Raw genomic sequence first — 17,636 nt, 5'->3', positions numbered from 1 at the left:
TTTTGTCTCGTTAATTTAAAACATTGCAAATTCTTCGAACGACCCCAATGTTCTATACAACCCAAACCGAATTGAAAGAGAAAACACGGATGAGCCAAGCTATCTGTCGTATGATTGCTCAAGAACTGAATGTTCGCCCTGAGCAAGTCAACGCCGCTGTCACCCTAATTGATGACGGTAACACCGTCCCTTTTATTGCACGTTACCGCAAAGAGGTGACGGGTGGCCTTGATGATACCCAACTGCGTACTCTGGACAGCCGTCTGTCTTACCTTCGTGAAATGGATGACCGCCGTCAAACCATTCTCAAATCGATCCAAGAGCAAGGCAAACTGACGCCTGAGCTTGAGCAAGAAATTATTCAAGCCGATAGCAAGACTCGTCTTGAAGACCTTTACTTACCTTACAAACCTAAACGCCGCACTAAAGGCCAAATCGCCATTGAAGCCGGCCTAGAACCGCTAGCTGACATGCTGTGGAATCATCCGCAAACCGATCCAGAAAGCGAAGCAAGTAAATATCTTGATGCTGACAAAGGCATCACAGATACCAAAGCCGCCCTAGACGGTGCCCGTGCGATCATCATGGAACGCATTGCTGAAGACGCAAACTTACTGGAAAAAGTCCGTAACCACTTAAATCGTAATGCGGAACTTGTCTCACGAGTCGTTGAAGGAAAAGAGCAAGAAGGTGAGAAGTTCAAAGATTACTTCAATCACAACGAACCGCTGAGCAAAGTCCCTTCTCACCGTGCACTGGCGATGTTGCGCGGCCGCAATGAAGGCTTTTTGACGCTGGCGATGAACGCTGACCCAGAGCAGGAAGAAGGTGCTCGCCAATCGTACTGTGAAACCATCATTGCCGACCATTATGGTGTGACGTTAAGTAGCGCACCAGCAGATGCATGGCGCAAACAAGTGATCAGCTGGGCATGGCGCATCAAAGTATCGATGCACATGGAAACCGAGCTAATGGGCGCAATGAAAGAGCGTGCTGAAATTGAAGCGATTGAAGTATTTGCGACTAACCTAAAAGATTTGTTGATGGCGGCGCCAGCAGGTCCTCGTGCAACACTTGGTCTCGATCCTGGTCTGCGTACCGGTTCAAAAATCGCGGTTGTCGATTCAACGGGTAAAGTTCTGGCTACGGAAACCATCTACCCTCACCCTCCGCAAAAACAATACGACAAATCAGCGCAAATCGTTGACCAGTTAGTGCGTAAGTACAACGTGGATTTAATTGCGATTGGTAACGGCACGGCTTCTCGTGAAACCGATAGCTTTGTCGCAGACGTAATCAAACGCGGCAACCTAAAAGTTCAGAAAATCATCGTCAGCGAAGCAGGCGCATCGGTGTACTCGGCCTCTGAACTCGCAGCGAAAGAGTTCCCGAATATGGATGTATCACTGCGTGGTGCAGTGTCGATTGCGCGTCGTTTGCAAGATCCATTGGCTGAGCTCGTGAAAATCGATCCGAAATCGATCGGTGTGGGTCAATACCAGCACGATGTAAGCCAATCTATGCTGGCAAAACGCCTAGATGCGATTGTGGAAGACTGTGTAAACGCGGTTGGCGTTGATGTGAACACGGCTTCTGCCGCACTATTAACGCGCGTAGCAGGCTTATCAAGCACCATCGCGCAGAACATTGTCGACTTCCGCGACGAAAATGGCCGCTTCGAAGCACGTACGACGTTAAAGAAAGTACCTCGCTTGGGTCCTAAAGCGTTCGAACAGTGTGCGGGCTTCCTACGTATTATGGACGGCAAGAACCCACTTGATGCTTCAGCAGTCCACCCGGAAGCGTACCCAGTAGTCAAAGCAATTGCAGAGAAAAACAGCAAAGACATCAAGGCACTGATTGGTGACTCAGCATTCCTCAAAGGCTTACACGCTGTGGACTATACCGATGAACACTTTGGTGTCCCAACGGTTACCGATATCATCAAAGAGCTGGATAAACCGGGCCGTGACCCACGTCCTGAATTCAAGACCGCTACGTTTGCAGAAGGCGTAAACTCAGTTTCTGATCTAGAACCGGGCATGATCCTAGAAGGCGTGGTGTCTAACGTAGCCAACTTTGGTGCCTTCGTCGATATCGGTGTTCACCAAGATGGTCTGGTCCACCTTTCTGCGCTGACTGACCGCTATGTTTCTGATCCACGTGAAGTCGTGAAAGCAGGTGACATCGTCAAGGTAAAAGTGATGGAAGTGGACGTACAGCGTAAGCGTATTGGTCTATCGATGCGTTTGAACGACGAGCCGGGTCAAGATAACCGTAGCCAACGCTCATCAGCAGCGCCACGTCGTAATGACCAAGCGCAACGTCGTCAGCCTCGCCGCGATGAGTCTTCATCGAACAGTGCAATGGGCGGTGCTTTTGCGGCGGCGTTTGCTAAAGCGAAAAAGTAACCTTACCTAGGTTTCACTGCTAAAAAGAAAACGCTCCAATCAGTTCAATCTGCTTGGAGCGTTTTTGTTTGAGTAGGATATTGAGTCGTCATAATACTGCTATCACTTCTGACGGGGTATGGGGAGCGACTGCATGACCATAATGAAACTTGATCACCTTCCTGCGCTTTTCCATTAATCCTTCATTGATCGCAGCATCCAAAATGCGCTTTGGTAAGCGAAAACGAATTGCGTAGCCCTTACCTTGGTCTTCACTGTACGACTTGAGCGCAAGCAAACTAAAAAGCCGTTCTAGTGTATCTTCCGGCTCTTCTTGATAACGCGTGTCGACTTCTGTTTCCATGTCATAATCAGGATGCTCTGAAGGATCCCAAGAAGACTGACGTCGGCGCTTGTCATCGCCTTTTACTTTTCGCTCTGCATTGGTTTTGGCCAATGCAACCGTTGGCGTCACAGGCTCTCGGACTTTATTGTCGCGAGCTGCTTGTTCCGTCTGCACATTCACGGATGGGGCGATCAGTGGCACACTTACGTTGGTCGGTGACACAATCATTGCGAACCCTCCTCAGAGTCGCCCAACTCGTCAATATGGCTTAGCTTTATTGGCTAATAAAACCTCACCAACATTTATATCGACCACTTTTTAAACAGCTTGAGCTTTTTCCGCTCATATTTGATTAATCGTGAGCAAACTCTCGAATCTGGGCACAGAACTCGTCATGTTCGGTCATAAAGGGCGCATGAGAGGACTGATTGAAAACAAACTGCTGGGTATGAGGTAACTGTTTACTTAAATCATTCGCCACTTTAATCGGCACCAATCCATCCAAACGGCCATAAAGACGCAGCATTGGTACAGAAAGAGACGTCAATGCATCGCGCAGATCCACATCAGCAAGGATGTTTAGCCCAACCAACAGCGACTCAGGGTTTGGCTGAGGGCGCGACAGTACCGCTTGCTTGAGTTGTTTCACATCTTTGCGTGCAGATGGACTGCCCATCGCTTGTAACGCCATAAAGCGCTCAATGGTCAGTGAAAAATCTTCTAGCAACTGAGAGGTGAACGCGCTCAGTACATGCGGTTGAATGCCGCGCCACGGTTTTTCTGCGGCAAATTTTGGTGAACTGGCTACGGTGATCAACTTAGTCACACGCTCGGGCATGTTTAATGCGACATGCGTCGCCACTAAGCCTCCGAGGGACCAGCCAAGCCAAATCGCTTTCTTTGGCGCACTTTGCGCGACCAAGTTAGCAATATGGTCTAAATCTTCACCATGATGCTCAGCACTGTGTCCATAGCCCGGAAGGTCAACAACATGAACACGGAAATCGGTTTGAAGTGATTCGACGGTTTGCTGCCAAACCGCGCCATTCATACCCCAACCATGTAACAACACCAGATCAGGTCCTTCACCAAACGACTGCCAATGTAATTTCGTGCTCATGCTCTCAATCTCTCCCACTTATTTTATTCCCTACGCCATCAGCCAAGCGTTAGGCTGAGTAAAATATCACCATGAATAAGCGCTATGTTATCTCATCACTGGCAAAACATCATGCATCGTGTGTTGAGCAGTCAATGCGGTCTGTGTCGATTCCCGATTCAAACACCAAACCACACGCATGCTCTGCGTTGGTGTGAGCACTGCTTACAACACCTAACTCCAATCAAGCGATGCCAACGTTGCGGTTTAACGTTACAGAAAGAAGAGATGAGTACGGATAGTATTTGTGGTGAATGCCTTTCAGAACCACCGCCATGGCAAAGGCTATATACGTTAGGCGATTACGACTTTCCCCTTTCACGGGAAGTACAACGCTTTAAAGATCATGGAGAGTCTTGGCATGTAAAAGCACTAACCCAGCAACTGGCGCAGCGCATTACAACACCAGCCCCAATCATTACCAGTGTGCCACTGCACTGGCAGCGCTACCTGCGCCGGGGGTTTAATCAAAGTGATGTTTTAGCCCGACATTTAGCCCAGCAATTGCAGACCAATTTTGATGCGAAGGTCTTTCGCCGGGTCAGACTCGCCCAATCACAGCGTGGTAATACCAAAGCAAGCCGTGAACAAAACTTAAAAGGAGCGTTTGTTCTCAATAAGCGACCGCCATCTTCCCACGTTGCCATCGTCGATGATGTAGTCACCACAGGCAGTACCGTCCGACAATTATGTCATTTACTACTTGAAGTTGGCGTAGAAAGCATCGATATTTACTGCATCTGCAGAACACCTGCTCCTCGTTCTCTCTAGATCGCTTCGCCATGCCTTAGCATCAAAAAGACTAGACCCATACGTCAACAAGAGTAGAATAGCAGCAGTAACCTACAAATTTACTCGGGTATTCGTCGTGTCAAATATTACTATTACAGAAACTGCGCAAACGCATTTCGCTAACCTTTTAGGTCAACAGCCTGAAGGGACTAACATTCGTATTTTCGTTGTGAACCCAGGTACACAAAACGCTGAGTGTGGCGTGTCTTACTGCCCACCAGAAGCAGTAGAAGCGACCGACACTGAAATCCCTTACAGCGGTTTTTCAGCTTACGTGGATGAGCTAAGTCTGCCATTCCTTGAAGACGCTGAAATCGATTTTGTTACCGATAAAATGGGCTCTCAGCTAACGCTAAAAGCTCCGAACGCTAAAATGCGTAAAGTTGCGGACGACGCGCCACTGATTGAGCGCGTTGAATACGTTATCCAAACTCAAGTCAACCCACAGCTTGCTGGCCACGGTGGTCACGTAAACTTGGTTGAGATCACTGAAGATGGCATTGCTATTGTTGCATTTGGTGGCGGCTGTAATGGCTGTTCTATGGTTGACGTAACACTAAAAGAAGGCATCGAGAAAGAGCTGCTAAACCAATTCGTTGGTGAACTCACCGCTGTTCGTGATGCAACAGAACATGACCGTGGTGATCACTCTTACTACTAAGAGTAAATACGGTCAGAAAATGGGAGGCTTCGGTCTCCCATTTTTGTATCGATACTGAGGTAACCTTGAGATGCTTAGTTCTGCCCGTAAAATCCGCTAGAAACTCAGGCGGAGTTCTCATATATTAAGAATCTTACGCATCTCGTAAACGCCAACGACACCAAGGAGCCAGCGCCATGTCGAAACGGACCCCACCAGAGATACTCTCATGCCAAACGGTCGCAAAATCCAAACTGTTTGCCGTGGAAGCGCTCGACCTTCGTTTTTCCAATGGTGAACACCGTACTTATGAACGCATGAAGCCAAGTGGGCGCGATGCGGTGATGGTGGTTCCTGTGACTGAGCAAGGCGATTTATTACTGGTACGTGAATACGCCGCTGGGACTGAACGCTACGAGTTGGGCTTCCCGAAGGGGTTGATTGACCCAGGTGAAACCCCACACCAAGCTGCGGATCGAGAGTTAAAAGAAGAAATCGGCTTTGGCTGCAATCAGCTGACTCCGTTGAAACAAGTTATCCTCGCGCCGTCTTACTTTTCGAGCAAAATGACTCTATTTTTAGGACAGGCGCTTTATCCAGAGAAGCAAGAAGGCGATGAGCCTGAGCCACTGGAAATTGTGCGTTGGCCACTTGCGCAAGCCGAAGAGTTATTAACTCACATGGATTTCTGTGAAGCACGAAGCATCACCGCGCTAATGTTGGCACTGAAACACTTACCAAACACCACTCACAAACATAACCAATAACGGTCATGAGAACCGAATAATACTGTGAGTAAGGACTATCACTTATGCCAATGACAAAAGATCTATCTCACCTGCTTCCTCAAGTCATCGAAATTGCCCGTAGTGCTGGGCAAATGATCCTCGAAATATATGAAAAAAAACAGTACGAGGCCTACACAAAAAGTGACGAGACTCCGGTAACGAGCGCAGATATCGCAGCTCACAAGCTCATCACAGAACGCTTGAGTGAACTCACACCCGACATTCCCGTATTGTCAGAAGAAGACGCAGACATCAGCCTCCAGCAACGAGCTCAGTGGGAACGGTATTGGTTAGTCGACCCTCTCGATGGTACTCAAGAATTCATCGCTCGCAGCGGCGACTTTGCGACTATTATTGCACTGGTCGACAACAACAAACCAACCATGGGGGTCGTTTATGGCCCTGTCTCTGGCGTGACTTATTACGCTTATAGTGGCAAAGGTGCTTGGAAAATTCCCGACATGTCGGACAGCGTAAAAATCCATACGCACAAACACGAGCAGCCAGGGCAAAGCATCGCGATTGCTATTAGCCGCCGTCAAGACATCAATCGCATCACTAGCCGCATGAGCAGTGCTTGGAATTACGATTTAATTCCGCTCGGCTCTGCGGCATTAAAAGCGTGTCTTGTTGCAGAAGGCGCTGTGGATTGCTATCTCAGACTAGGCCCAACAGGTGAGTGGGACACCGCCGCGACACAGTGCATTGTTGAAGAAGCGGGCGGTCGCATTCTCAGCACGCAATTGGAGCCGCTGTCATATAACGAGCGGGAAACGCTAGAGAACCCAAACTTTATTGTGCTTGGTGACGCGGATTTACCTTGGAATGAGATTTTACAACGCAAAGATTAAGCGCTCTATCCGTAAAGTTAGCGCCTAAATACTAGCAATTGAAAGGCCACGAATATGTTCGTGGCCTTTTCTTTTTACCTGTTTGTACAGCGTTAGGAGCATTTGGCCTACTATGTTCCAATCGCTTAAAGTGCTGAACAAAAGAAAACAACCCCCTTAGAATCATAACCTTATAATTAAATCTCATTATCACCACGATCTTTGTACAGCGAATAGAGGGTTTCGCCTACTATGATCCAAAAGCAAAAAGAGCTGCACAATCGCAGCTCTTTGAGAATTTTGGTTTTTGTCATGATAGGTTAGAAGCGACCTTGGTAATTAAACTCGTATTGACCTTGAGGGTTCGGCTTGCCCAACCATTTCAGTTGCTCACTCATGCTGGATGGGAACTCAGCTCCTGGCTTAAACCAAGCTTTGGTTGAGTATCGCTGATTAGGCATCAGCTCTGCCGAAAACGCCGCTGAGACTTGTTTGCTGCTTTGCTCACCAGTCGCTGTCAACACACTGTCCTGACAGTTTAGATCGGCAATCACAGGACCGAGTTCAAGGCTACCAACAGGGCTTTGAATACCACTGGCATTCCATACCAAAGTGCCTTCACCATTCTTACACCAAGGCGCGGCATAAGTCGCATGACGAATATTTAACTCAAGTTGCCCATCAACGCCGACGGGCACAGGGAGACGTGCTTGCTCAACAACTTTTACTGCCGGGATCGAGGCAACTAAGTTTTTGGCATAAGGACCACCACTCAAGCTATAGCCAACAAAACCGCGACCACGAACGTCCATTTCACTACCACGACCAAAGCGTACGGCAAACTCAGCTTTACCAGTTAGTAGACTCGACCATTGGAAATCCCAATTAACTTCTCCAAGGTTCTGGCGCTGCCAACGAACACTAGAAGCTTGACCTTGCCATACAGAGCCATTGGCTCCCTGAATGTCTAGTCCTCTCACGGTTGGTGCTTGCTGTAACACCCAAGAAACGGGTAATCCCATTAAAAGACTGACTGAAAAAAAGACGATAAAGATAACAACGTAAAGTACTGCTCGCTTCACCTTAACCTCGCTTAAACTGAAGGCGGTTCACATCAATCATGCCCGCTTGATCCGTTCGGTCGATATCTAAAAATTCGACTTCAATACCCTGTTGCTCTTTCAAGTAACGTAACCAATCCACCAGCTGATTAAACGCGAGTGGTTTGATCCACACCTGAACACTCTCATTGCGAGGTTGTACTCGAATCAACTCAACTTTATAACGACGGGCTGAAGAAGAAACCAGTTGATTCAACGGTTGGCTAGAGTAGCTCACACCGCTGCTTTTGCGCAGTGAAGTAATGCCATCCGCTTTATCTTGTACCCAAGCCAGCAACTGTTTTTCACTTTGAATACGTGATTGAGCTAGCTCCGCACGTTGGCTCATTGGCTGTAGCAACCCCCAATAAATAATGCCGATAACGGCAATAGCGCCACACCCCATGACCAAACGCTGCTCACGCTGAGAGATGCTGCTCCACCAAACCTGAGCTTGAGAAATTAAGTTTTTCATCATCACCTCACAAACGCTTCAAAACAAAGCTGCCAACCACAACGTTATCGCTACGGTTCAGCTGTCCTTGCTCAACATTAAACTTCTCTGCCAATTTCACACGAGCCTGCTCAAAAGGTTGGAAGTCTGAACTGCGAGCTTGAATTCGCACTTCGCCACGTTGACCATCATATTTAAAGCTGGTGATTTCCAAATCGCTGACCTGACCAAGTGTCGCGGGCAGTGCCGCCAACCAAGACAACATCGCCTGCTGACCGCCACCACCAGATAAGCGGCGCTCTTCATCATCCATTTGTCGTTTGAGATAACTAACGGTAGGAATTCGTCGTTTATTCGGGAACACCTGGCGGAAAATACGCTCACTCTCCTCACGATACGCTTGTGCTTGTGCTTCGTACTTGTGGACGACGAGCAACTGCTGCGCAACCATAACAACGATAAGCACGCCCGCAGCAATGGTGGCTTTTTGCCAGAGCTTCCAGTATTTACCCCAAGAAGATTTAGGCTTGAAGATCCCGGTCAGCAAATTGACTTTGCTTTCTGTAACCCCCTTCGCCAGTAACCCCATGGTCATTTCTTCTGGCTGCGGCTCCCATACTTCAGGTAACGCAGATTCAGGGACTGAGCTATAGCAATCGAGCTTCCAACCTTCATGATTTTGTAGATAAGAAGAGAGGTAAAGGTCTAACCAAGAAGCATCGACAACCGCACCCTCTGTCGCTGAGTGACGAATCAACCATTGATCACCAAGCATCGCGGCACTGCTATGCTCTCCCTGAACAGGTAACGCAAGCACATCTGGCAAGATGCGTTTGATGGTGATGCCTTGGCTTGAAAAACGCTGCAATACGGTCTGAATCCAAGCGCGTTCAACAGCGCACACTTGCGCTTTATCCGCTTGTTTACCTAACACGGTAAAGTGAAGGCCATCAACGTCCTGCGCGACTTCATCTTCCACGAGGTACGGTAACATCGCGTCGAACTGACGTGTTGCGCCTGGCGGTATATCCACTTGCGTCAAGACCACATCATTACTCGCCAATAGCGCCACAACTTGGCGCTGACCTGCATAAGAGATCAACTCATCTAAGTGTTCCCATCCGGCGATTTCACCGCTGGCAATCACTTCCTGTTGATCTGTCGACCACACCACCCAAGGAATGGTACTTTGTTGTTCGCTACTCAGCCGAACGGTCAGAAACTCGCTCACTGATCCCTCCAAAACGACGGCGAACTACGGTCACCGTCTCTCTATTTGTACTTTGCAAAAGGCTTCGGATACGTACACGTGATTCATCCACCAACACTTGTGCATCCAATTCAAAAAAGGCGCTATCCACACCCAAATAGCCTTTGGCGTTTTTCTTTACATCTTCACTTAAGCCAGCCATTTCTGACTCTGCTAAAAATTCATCAATGCTATCCCACCCATCAAATGGGCGTTTTTCAATTAGCTGAATCGCATCACTACTGCTTAAGTTTGGTGAGAACATTGCCACCAAAATCGGAGCTTGCTCGACTTCAATCGTATTTACGTTTAAACGCCAATCATCACTAGGCAATGCGCAGATTAGCGGTTCCAATTTTTGGAAAATCTCACCACTCACCTGATAAACCGCTCGTAACTCGGTGGCATCTGCCATCCAGCCATTTGACGCTAAATACGCGGGTTTCATCGCTTCATATGTGCTGTCTTCGACCCCGGTTGTGGAGCGAACGGTGTCATCAGCATCAATGTATTCCCAGGTAGAGTCTGCAATGATTTCTGCCTGATACGATTCAACATCCGATTCTTCCAATAAACGCTGCAGCACATTGACTAAATACGGTCTTGCGATTTGCTGTCCTGTCGGTTGCACACGGCTCAATACATTGAGGTTAAAGCACGCTTGTTTGTCTCTAATTCGTCCCGCCGCTTGACCATAATCTAGCGGATAGACTTGTTCTTTTATTGCCCACGGCTGACTCATATTGATCGTATCGGTGTCTTTGTAGCTTTGCTCGATACCGACTTTTGCCAACGCCTCTACCCCAAGGCTATACCAATACGCTTGCTGGTAGTTAACTTGATTGGCGCCCCGCTGAAACTGCAAAAACAAACGCTCCGACATACTGGCGGCAACTGTCGCCATAATCGCCAGTAACATCAGCACAATAATCAAAGCGACACCGCGCTGACGATTAACCATTATTGCTGCCTCCTGAACTTCCTTCTTTCTGACTCAATGTGCCATCAGGAGTCAGATAGGTGCGGGCAATCTCTCCATAATCTTTGAGAGTAAGGATCACAGAAACCGCTTTCGGTAGCGATTTTTCATCATCCCACTCTTTTTTCCATTGTTTACCATCGTAAAAACGCATATCAAACGATTCGACCTGCGTCAGCAATGGGGTAACGATGCCTTGTTGACCCACTGGCGTGTCAGGGTAGCGCCACCATACTCGTTGTAATGTTTCTTCTTTTAAACGATAGCCAACCTTAGTGACCTCCCCTCGGGGAAACTGCTGTTGAGGGTTGTGCCATCCTAAGCGAGCAAACATTAGCCCTTTAGTGTCGGAGTCGAGCAAGTAATCTGACCAAAAAATCAGTTGGCTCGCGGGCTCTTCACCATTTGTCCGCGTTTGGCGCATCGCCATTTGACGAAAGTCATTATCCATCATCACCATGGCGCGCTGAATTTCATTTAAGCGCTGAGTTCGCTCTTGTGATAGCGCATTGCTGCGCTGCACTTGCGATACCACTTGATACGCGGCGACACTTAAACTGGCAAAGATGGCAATCGAGACCAACACTTCAATAAGTGTAAAACCTTTTGCTAGTTGGCGCTTACTTGCGCGTGGATTCTTATTGCGCCACATAACTTCGTACCGTCACGACTGGGCTCGCGTTTTTCTCGAGCGCGACACTCACATCAAATGCTTTCAGCAATGGCTGCGTGGTGGCAACAGGCGTGATTTTCCAGTACCAAGTGCGCCCAGCCAGCTCTTCTGTGCCGTTCTTTACTTTAAGTTCACTGGTACTCAACATCACGTTGGCCATCTGATTATCCACAACCATGGCTGCAAACATTTTTTCTTCTAAATAACTGATCGTATTAATATGCTGGCTCACCGAGCGAATGACGCTGATGGCAGCGGTGGCGAAAATAGCCAGTGCGACCAATACTTCCAGTAGTGTCATGCCTCTCGTCCGGCGATGACTCCAGTGTGGGCGAGCTTGCTTAGAATTGCGCATTCTCATCCTCTTTCACTTCTTCGCCCGGCGCTAGTAACAAGATTTGTCCACTTTCTTTGCCGATGACTCGCCACCCGTCATTAAAGGCGTCACCATTTTGCGGAAAAAAAGACAGAGTAAATGGCGTAACTTCTGCACTGGAGAAGATAAACACTTGCGGTGGCTTAACTTTCTTTTCGTCGTCGTCTTCTTCAGCAAACATGTCTTCATCAAAAAGAGAGCCCGGTTTGAATAGGCGATCATCATTATCCCAAGCACCGCCACCTAGCTCGAGCAGTAGCGTAATGTCATCTTCCAACTTGGTTTTGCTCGGAATCTGCTTTAACTCCAGAGGCTGCCAACCTTCCGCGGTCAAACTCAGTAGAGCGTACGTTGATTTAGCGTCATCTACTCGAACGCCAAAGTCTTTACCGCTTAGTACGGCCTCTTCGTTAAGCAGCTGTAAACGCTGAAAAAAGCTTTGAGCATACTGTTTGGAAAGATCTTTTTGGCTGGTCGGTAATGTCGTGATCACGGCCACTGCCGTGAGGGATAGCAAAACCAGCACCAATAGAATTTCTATCAATGTAAAACCGTTGTGTTTTCGCATTTGCTTCATTAGTGCTGGCTTAGGCTCTATTTATTGGAAATCTTGCATGTTCCAGTTGCCAATATCTGCAGCTGGACCTTCTCCACCCTCTTGGCCATCTGCGCCTAGAGTGAAGATGTCAATCGTACCGTTATCGCCTGGGCTTAGGTACTGGTACTGGTTACCCCAAGGGTCATTAGGAAGACGTTTGATGTAACCGCCATCACGGTAGTTGCGAGGCTCTGGGTTAGAAGGCTTGCTAACTAATGCTTCCAGGCCTTGGTCTGTCGTTGGGTAAACGCTGTTATCCAACTTGTACATATCTAGGGCATTTTCCAGCGCTACGATGTCCGTAATCGCTTTTTGTTGGTCAGCCTTCTCTTTGTTACCCAATAGGTTTGGAACAACGAAACTTGCCAAAATACCAAGGATAACGACAACAACCATCACTTCTAAAAGTGTGAAACCGTGTTGTTTACTACGCTTAAATTTCATTTTTTTCTCCGAAAGTTAGATTCAAGCCATGCCGTAAGTAGACACGTCTTAATTCGAATTTATCCGCTCATCAAGTTATTCATTTCTAGCATTGGCATCAAGGTCGCCATCACAATAAACAACACTAATCCAGCCATTAAGGCAATTAATGCCGGAGTGAATACACCTAGCGCAATATTGACTGTAGATTCAAAGTTTTGATCTTGGTTATCGGCAGCACGCGTCAACATGCTCTCCAATTCACCACTTTGCTCACCACTGGCGATCATGTGTAGCATCATTGGTGGAAACAGACGAGTTTGATCTAACGCCTTACGCAGGCTGGCACCTTCTCGAACGTTATCTGCAGCAAGTAACACTTGCTGCTTCACATAGCGATTAGACATAACATCCACCGCGACACGCATGCCTTCTAGAATTGGAATCGCACTGGAAGTACAAATCGAAAGTGTTCGTGCGAATCGTGCGGTATTCAAACCTCGAGAGATTTTGCCCAATAGCGGTAGACTCAAGATTTTTCTATCCCAAGCTAAGCGAAAGTCTGGTTTTTGCAACGCCAGTTTGAGCCCATAGAAAAACACCACCAGCACGACGAAGATGATAAGCCCCCAATCTTGCACAAACTCACTGGCTGCCAGTAAGAACTGTGTTGACTGAGGTAACTCTTGTCCCATCTGAATGATTGGCTCAATGATTTTGGGTACCACTGTGGCTAATAAGAAAGAAACAATAACAACCGCAAACACCACTAAAACCACCGGGTAAATCATGGCTTGAAGCAGTTTGGAACGCATCTTCTGACGGTTTTCGACGTAGTCCGCCAAACGCTCTAATACCGTATCAAGATGGCCTGACTTTTCACCCGCCGCAACCATGGAGCGATAGAGCTCATCAAACACGTGTGGGTAATCAGCAAAGCTGTCGGCGAGCGGATAACCCTCGGTTACTTTCGAGCGAACCGCAGCCAGCATAGAACGAATTCTCGGCTTTTCAGCCTGCTCAGAGACAGCACGCAAACATTCTTCCAAAGGCATACCTGATTGGACTAACGTGGACAATTGACGTGTGATTAGTGCCAGCTCAGATGTTGAGATGCCGCGCTTAAAGCTGACTGAACCTGAAGACTTAGCCGATTTAGCTTTCGTCTCAACCACTTCAATCGGGATCATCCCTTGCTCTTTGAGTCGCTGGCGCACTTGTCGGGCGTTGTCCCCTTCTATCGTGCCTTTTTTATGCTTGCCTTTTGCATCTAGCGCTTTGTACTCAAATGCCGCCATTAGGTTTCCTTCGTCACTCGCATCACTTCTTCAAGTGACGTAATACCACGACGTACTTTGCTTAGACCATCACTGCGAATACTTGGCGTATGGGCGCGAACGGCTCTCTCAATTTCTTGCTCACCAGACTCTCGGTGAATCAATTCTTGCACTTGCTCATCGACCATAATGAGCTCGTGGATACCTGTTCGACCTCGGTAACCTTTTTGGTTACACGCTTCGCAGCCTTTAGCACGGTGTAGCTCTAGTGGTTCATGCGCTTCCATACCAAACAGTTTCTTCTGTTCAGCATCGGCTTCATACGGTTCTTTGCAACTCGGGCAAAGCGTACGAACCAAGCGCTGTGCTAACACACCCAATAACGATGAAGAAATAAGGAATGGTTCAATGCCCATATCGCGTAGACGCGTGATCGCACCAACAGCGGTGTTGGTGTGAAGGGTCGACATTACTAAGTGACCCGTTAAGGACGCTTGCACTGCAATTTGTGCGGTTTCTAAGTCACGGATCTCACCGACCATCACCACGTCAGGGTCCTGACGCAGAATAGCACGCAAGCCACGCGCAAAAGTCATGTCGACCTTCGGGTTCACCTGAGTCTGACCGATGCCATCAATGTCAAATTCGATCGGGTCTTCAACCGTTAAGATATTGCGTTCGTTACTGTTGATCTCTTGCAAGCCAGCGTACAAAGTCGTCGACTTACCAGAACCCGTCGGGCCAGTGACCAAGATAATACCGTGAGGACGCTGAATAAGATGACGGAAATTGTCGTGCACGGAAGGCGTCATACCTAAGCTATGCAAATCGAGACGCGTCGCGTTTTTATCCAACAGACGCATAACTACTCGCTCACCATGTGACGACGGCATTGTAGAAACACGCACATCAACCGCACGACCACCAATACGCAGCGAGATACGACCATCTTGAGGTACACGCTTTTCTGCAATATCCAGCTTCGCCATGACCTTCACTCGCGACACTAACAGTGGTGCAAGCTTACGACTTGGGGTAAGCACTTCACGCAATACGCCATCGACACGGAAACGAATCGAAAGGGTTTTCTCGAAAGTTTCGATGTGAATATCCGACGCCCCTTCTTTGATCGCTTCACCCAACATCGCATTGATCAACTTAATGATTGGTGCATCGTCTTCTGACTCTAGCAAGTCTTCATCATGCGGCAGCTCTTCAGCCAATGAGAAAAAGTCGTCGCTATCGGCACCGATGTCTTCCATCAATTGACGCGCTTCAGACGAGTCACGCTGATAAGCTTCGGTTAACTTTTTATCGAAGGCTTCTTTATCGATAGGTTGCGGCACGAAGCTTTTCTTCAGCACACGACGGACTTCGACCAGAGCCGCTGGGTTGAGCGGCTCGACATAGTAAAGAATGGGCGGACGCTCAGGATGCTCTGTCTCCAGCACCAGTTTAAAGCGATTGGCAAAACTGAATGGCAGACGACGCATACTTGGCGCTGTGTCTAACATATCAACCATTAGTTATTTTCCATTTGATCAATAAACGCTTGGATCTCGGTTGGGTGCTGACGCTCCTGGCCAAAGGCTGGCATGACTGGGATCTTCTCGTCAGCCATCAACTTCAATCCTTGATCCGCTTTGTAGAGCTGCTCTGCGCGAATAAAGTTGTATTTGCGCTGTGTAATGCCGTCTGCAGTCATACCATCACGAATAATCGTCGGCTTGATGAACACCATCAAGTTACGCTTTTCTGTTTGCGTGCTGGTTGATTTGAACAAATGACCAAGCACTGGGATGTCACCCAGTAGCGGTACTTTTGACTCACTTTCGAGTGCACGTTCATCAACCAAGCCACCAAGAACCAGCATCTGACCATCTTGGATCATAACTGAGGTATTTAGCTGACGCTTAGCAAATCGAACGTCAACCGCACCGTTTGCACCCAACACATTGGACACTTCTTGCTCAATATTTAACTGAACAGAGTCACCTTCGTTAATTTGTGGCACAACCTTAAGCTTGATACCCACTTCTTTACGATCAACCGTTTGGAATGGATTGTCGTTGTTTGAGCCAGCCGTAGAGCCTGTGATAACAGGCACTTCTTCACCAACAATAAATGATGCTTCACCATTATCCATTACGGTGATACTTGGAGAAGATAGAATGTTTGAGTTGGAGTCAGTCGCTACCGCACTGACTAAGGCAGTCCAGTCCCCCATCACGATGCTCATCGCAGCGCCGTTAACACCGCTCAGTGCTGATGCAAGAGTAGAATAGTCACCAGACTCAGTAACATCATATGGCGTTCGTTCGCCATTCGCATTTGTGTAGTATTCAGTTCGAGTTTGATCTTTTGCTTCTTCTAGACCAACCATTACCTGACCAATCGGTGCACCAGAGTTACCGTACTGAATCACCGCACCGGTTTCCAGTGAGCCCCACTGAACACCTAAGTTAATGCCGTCACCTTCTGACATTTCAACGATCAGCGCCTCAATCAAGACTTGAGCACGACGAATATCAAGCTGAGCAATAACATCTTGTAGCGCATTCATGATATCTGGTGGAGCCGTTAATACTAAGGCGTTGGTCGCTGCGTGCGCAGCAATCACCACTTCACCACGCTGGGCACCTGACGCTTTCTGGCCGACTTGCTTTTCAGCTTGTAGGTTATCGGAAACACCTTTTAGTACATCCACCAAATCTTCAGCTTTCGCGTTCTTCAGATAAACCACGCGGTTGTTACCTTTGGTCGCCATTTCAACGTCAAGTTGACGAATCAATCGCTTCAGACGCGCACGTACTTTAGGATCGCCAGAAATCAAAATCGCGTTGGTACGTTCATCGGCAACAATTTTAGGCTCAAGGAACTCAGGCGTGCTCTTCTGATTGGTGCTTTTATTCAGTGCTTCAACAATACGCACCATTTCGGCAGCAGAAGCATTGCGCAGTTCCACCAGCTCAATTTCTTTATCACCCGCTTGGTCAACACGCTTAATGATTTCCGCTAAGCGATTCACGACCGCCGCACGACCTGTGATTAAGATGATGTTCGCAGGATCGTAGTGAACTACGTTACCAGCACCAGCATTATCAATCAGTTGACGAAGTAGAGGAGACAACTCACGAACCGACACATTACGCACCGCAACAACTCGAGTGATAACGCTGTCGCCTTGCGCGCTGCCATCACCTAATACAGGGATTGCTGACGTTTTTGAGTCTTTCGCTTTGATAACCTTAAGTACACCGTTGTCCATTTCTACGACGGCGTAGCCGTATACTTCGAGTACGTTAAGGAAAAAGCTGTAGTATTGCTCTTCGTTAAGCACGTCATAGCTGCGGACATCGATTTTACCGCGCACTGAAGGGTCAACAATGATGGTCTTTTCGAGATTACGACCCACTATGTTGATGAATTCTTGAATATCAGTGCCTTTAAAGCTGGCACTAAATTCGTTTGCTATTGCACCTGGGACGCAGAGTAAACTTCCTGCTAGTAGCCAGGCACTTTTGCTGAACCAATGTTTCACGTATGTCTCCCTGAACTTACG

At 47.9% G+C, this 17,636-nt stretch carries 18 protein-coding genes; 5 read left to right on the top strand and 13 right to left on the bottom strand.

All coding sequences use genetic code 11. The features are described 5' to 3' along the window. The first annotated feature begins 89 nt into the window (after positions 1 to 89). Positions 90 to 2,411: a Tex family protein gene (locus tag ACZ5ZC_RS08665; protein WP_464931832.1), complete on the top strand. Its 2,322-nt coding sequence runs from the start codon at positions 90 to 92 to the stop codon at positions 2,409 to 2,411. Between the two features lie 88 nt (positions 2,412 to 2,499). Here the strand turns inward: ACZ5ZC_RS08665 and ACZ5ZC_RS08660 are convergent, their stop codons facing one another. Both ACZ5ZC_RS08660 and bioH read right to left on the bottom strand, forming a co-directional pair. Beyond that, entirely contained in the window at positions 2,500 to 2,964 is a 465-nt protein-coding gene (locus ACZ5ZC_RS08660; protein WP_005379316.1) for a hypothetical protein, read from the bottom strand. Positions 2,965 to 3,088: 124 nt separating this feature from the next. Further along, positions 3,089 to 3,856, bottom strand: coding sequence for a pimeloyl-ACP methyl ester esterase BioH (gene bioH, locus ACZ5ZC_RS08655; RefSeq protein ID WP_464931831.1), 768 nt, complete (start codon positions 3,854 to 3,856; stop codon positions 3,089 to 3,091). A gap of 84 nt (positions 3,857 to 3,940) precedes the next feature. On the opposite strand from bioH, the gene ACZ5ZC_RS08650 reads away from it, so the two are divergent. The 4 genes from ACZ5ZC_RS08650 to cysQ all read left to right on the top strand — a co-directional run bounded on the left by ACZ5ZC_RS08650 (position 3,941) and on the right by cysQ (position 6,966). Then, positions 3,941 to 4,666 carry a ComF family protein gene (locus ACZ5ZC_RS08650; protein ID WP_258430431.1) on the top strand — a complete coding sequence of 242 codons (726 nt, stop codon included), beginning with the start codon at positions 3,941 to 3,943 and terminating at the stop codon, positions 4,664 to 4,666. Positions 4,667 to 4,763: 97 nt separating this feature from the next. Beyond that, complete coding sequence (gene nfuA / locus ACZ5ZC_RS08645) at positions 4,764 to 5,348, top strand: Fe-S biogenesis protein NfuA (protein ID WP_054867794.1); 585 nt, start codon at positions 4,764 to 4,766, stop codon at positions 5,346 to 5,348. A gap of 176 nt (positions 5,349 to 5,524) precedes the next feature. Then, entirely contained in the window at positions 5,525 to 6,094 is a 570-nt protein-coding gene (gene nudE / locus ACZ5ZC_RS08640) for an ADP compounds hydrolase NudE (protein ID WP_005394971.1), read from the top strand. A gap of 44 nt (positions 6,095 to 6,138) precedes the next feature. After that, positions 6,139 to 6,966: a 3'(2'),5'-bisphosphate nucleotidase CysQ gene (cysQ, locus tag ACZ5ZC_RS08635; protein WP_054867792.1), complete on the top strand. Its 828-nt coding sequence runs from the start codon at positions 6,139 to 6,141 to the stop codon at positions 6,964 to 6,966. Positions 6,967 to 7,265: 299 nt separating this feature from the next. Here the strand turns inward: cysQ and ACZ5ZC_RS08630 are convergent, their stop codons facing one another. The 11 genes from ACZ5ZC_RS08630 to gspD are packed head-to-tail and all read right to left on the bottom strand — an operon-like array spanning position 7,266 to position 17,615. Then, positions 7,266 to 8,027, bottom strand: a complete 762-nt coding sequence (locus ACZ5ZC_RS08630) for a type II secretion system protein N (RefSeq protein WP_054867791.1) — start codon at positions 8,025 to 8,027, stop codon at positions 7,266 to 7,268. A gap of 1 nt (position 8,028) precedes the next feature. After that, a complete protein-coding gene (locus ACZ5ZC_RS08625; protein WP_464932130.1) occupies positions 8,029 to 8,520 on the bottom strand; it encodes a type II secretion system protein M in 492 nt (163 codons plus the stop codon). Positions 8,521 to 8,527: 7 nt separating this feature from the next. Further along, positions 8,528 to 9,730: a type II secretion system protein GspL gene (gspL, locus tag ACZ5ZC_RS08620; protein WP_005394975.1), complete on the bottom strand. Its 1,203-nt coding sequence runs from the start codon at positions 9,728 to 9,730 to the stop codon at positions 8,528 to 8,530. Next, positions 9,699 to 10,709 carry a type II secretion system minor pseudopilin GspK gene (gene gspK / locus ACZ5ZC_RS08615; RefSeq protein WP_006741791.1) on the bottom strand — a complete coding sequence of 337 codons (1,011 nt, stop codon included), beginning with the start codon at positions 10,707 to 10,709 and terminating at the stop codon, positions 9,699 to 9,701. Before gspK ends, gspL begins: the two co-directional genes overlap by 32 nt. Then, on the bottom strand, positions 10,702 to 11,379 hold the full coding sequence (gspJ, locus tag ACZ5ZC_RS08610; RefSeq protein ID WP_006741790.1) for a type II secretion system minor pseudopilin GspJ: 678 nt from the start codon (positions 11,377 to 11,379) through the stop codon (positions 10,702 to 10,704). The genes gspK and gspJ overlap by 8 nt, the downstream gene beginning before the upstream one ends. Further along, positions 11,366 to 11,761: a type II secretion system minor pseudopilin GspI gene (gene gspI, locus ACZ5ZC_RS08605; RefSeq protein ID WP_031780439.1), complete on the bottom strand. Its 396-nt coding sequence runs from the start codon at positions 11,759 to 11,761 to the stop codon at positions 11,366 to 11,368. Before gspI ends, gspJ begins: the two co-directional genes overlap by 14 nt. After that, positions 11,742 to 12,344, bottom strand: a complete 603-nt coding sequence (gspH, locus tag ACZ5ZC_RS08600; protein WP_046874189.1) for a type II secretion system minor pseudopilin GspH — start codon at positions 12,342 to 12,344, stop codon at positions 11,742 to 11,744. The genes gspI and gspH overlap by 20 nt, the downstream gene beginning before the upstream one ends. A gap of 30 nt (positions 12,345 to 12,374) precedes the next feature. Next, the gene (gene gspG / locus ACZ5ZC_RS08595) at positions 12,375 to 12,818 is read right to left on the bottom strand and encodes a type II secretion system major pseudopilin GspG (RefSeq protein ID WP_005394985.1); all 444 of its coding nucleotides are present in this window, start codon (positions 12,816 to 12,818) and stop codon (positions 12,375 to 12,377) included. A 59-nt stretch (positions 12,819 to 12,877) separates the two neighbouring features. Continuing rightward, positions 12,878 to 14,095, bottom strand: coding sequence for a type II secretion system inner membrane protein GspF (gene gspF / locus ACZ5ZC_RS08590; RefSeq protein ID WP_005394987.1), 1,218 nt, complete (start codon positions 14,093 to 14,095; stop codon positions 12,878 to 12,880). Continuing rightward, positions 14,095 to 15,597, bottom strand: a complete 1,503-nt coding sequence (gene gspE, locus ACZ5ZC_RS08585; RefSeq protein WP_005394994.1) for a type II secretion system ATPase GspE — start codon at positions 15,595 to 15,597, stop codon at positions 14,095 to 14,097. The genes gspF and gspE overlap by 1 nt, the downstream gene beginning before the upstream one ends. Then, entirely contained in the window at positions 15,597 to 17,615 is a 2,019-nt protein-coding gene (gene gspD / locus ACZ5ZC_RS08580) for a type II secretion system secretin GspD (protein ID WP_005394995.1), read from the bottom strand. Before gspD ends, gspE begins: the two co-directional genes overlap by 1 nt. Positions 17,616 to 17,636: the final 21 nt, after the last annotated feature.

This window comes from Vibrio sp. JCM 18905 (assembly GCF_055393305.1).
This window is presented reverse-complemented; position numbering and strand designations above follow the sequence as displayed.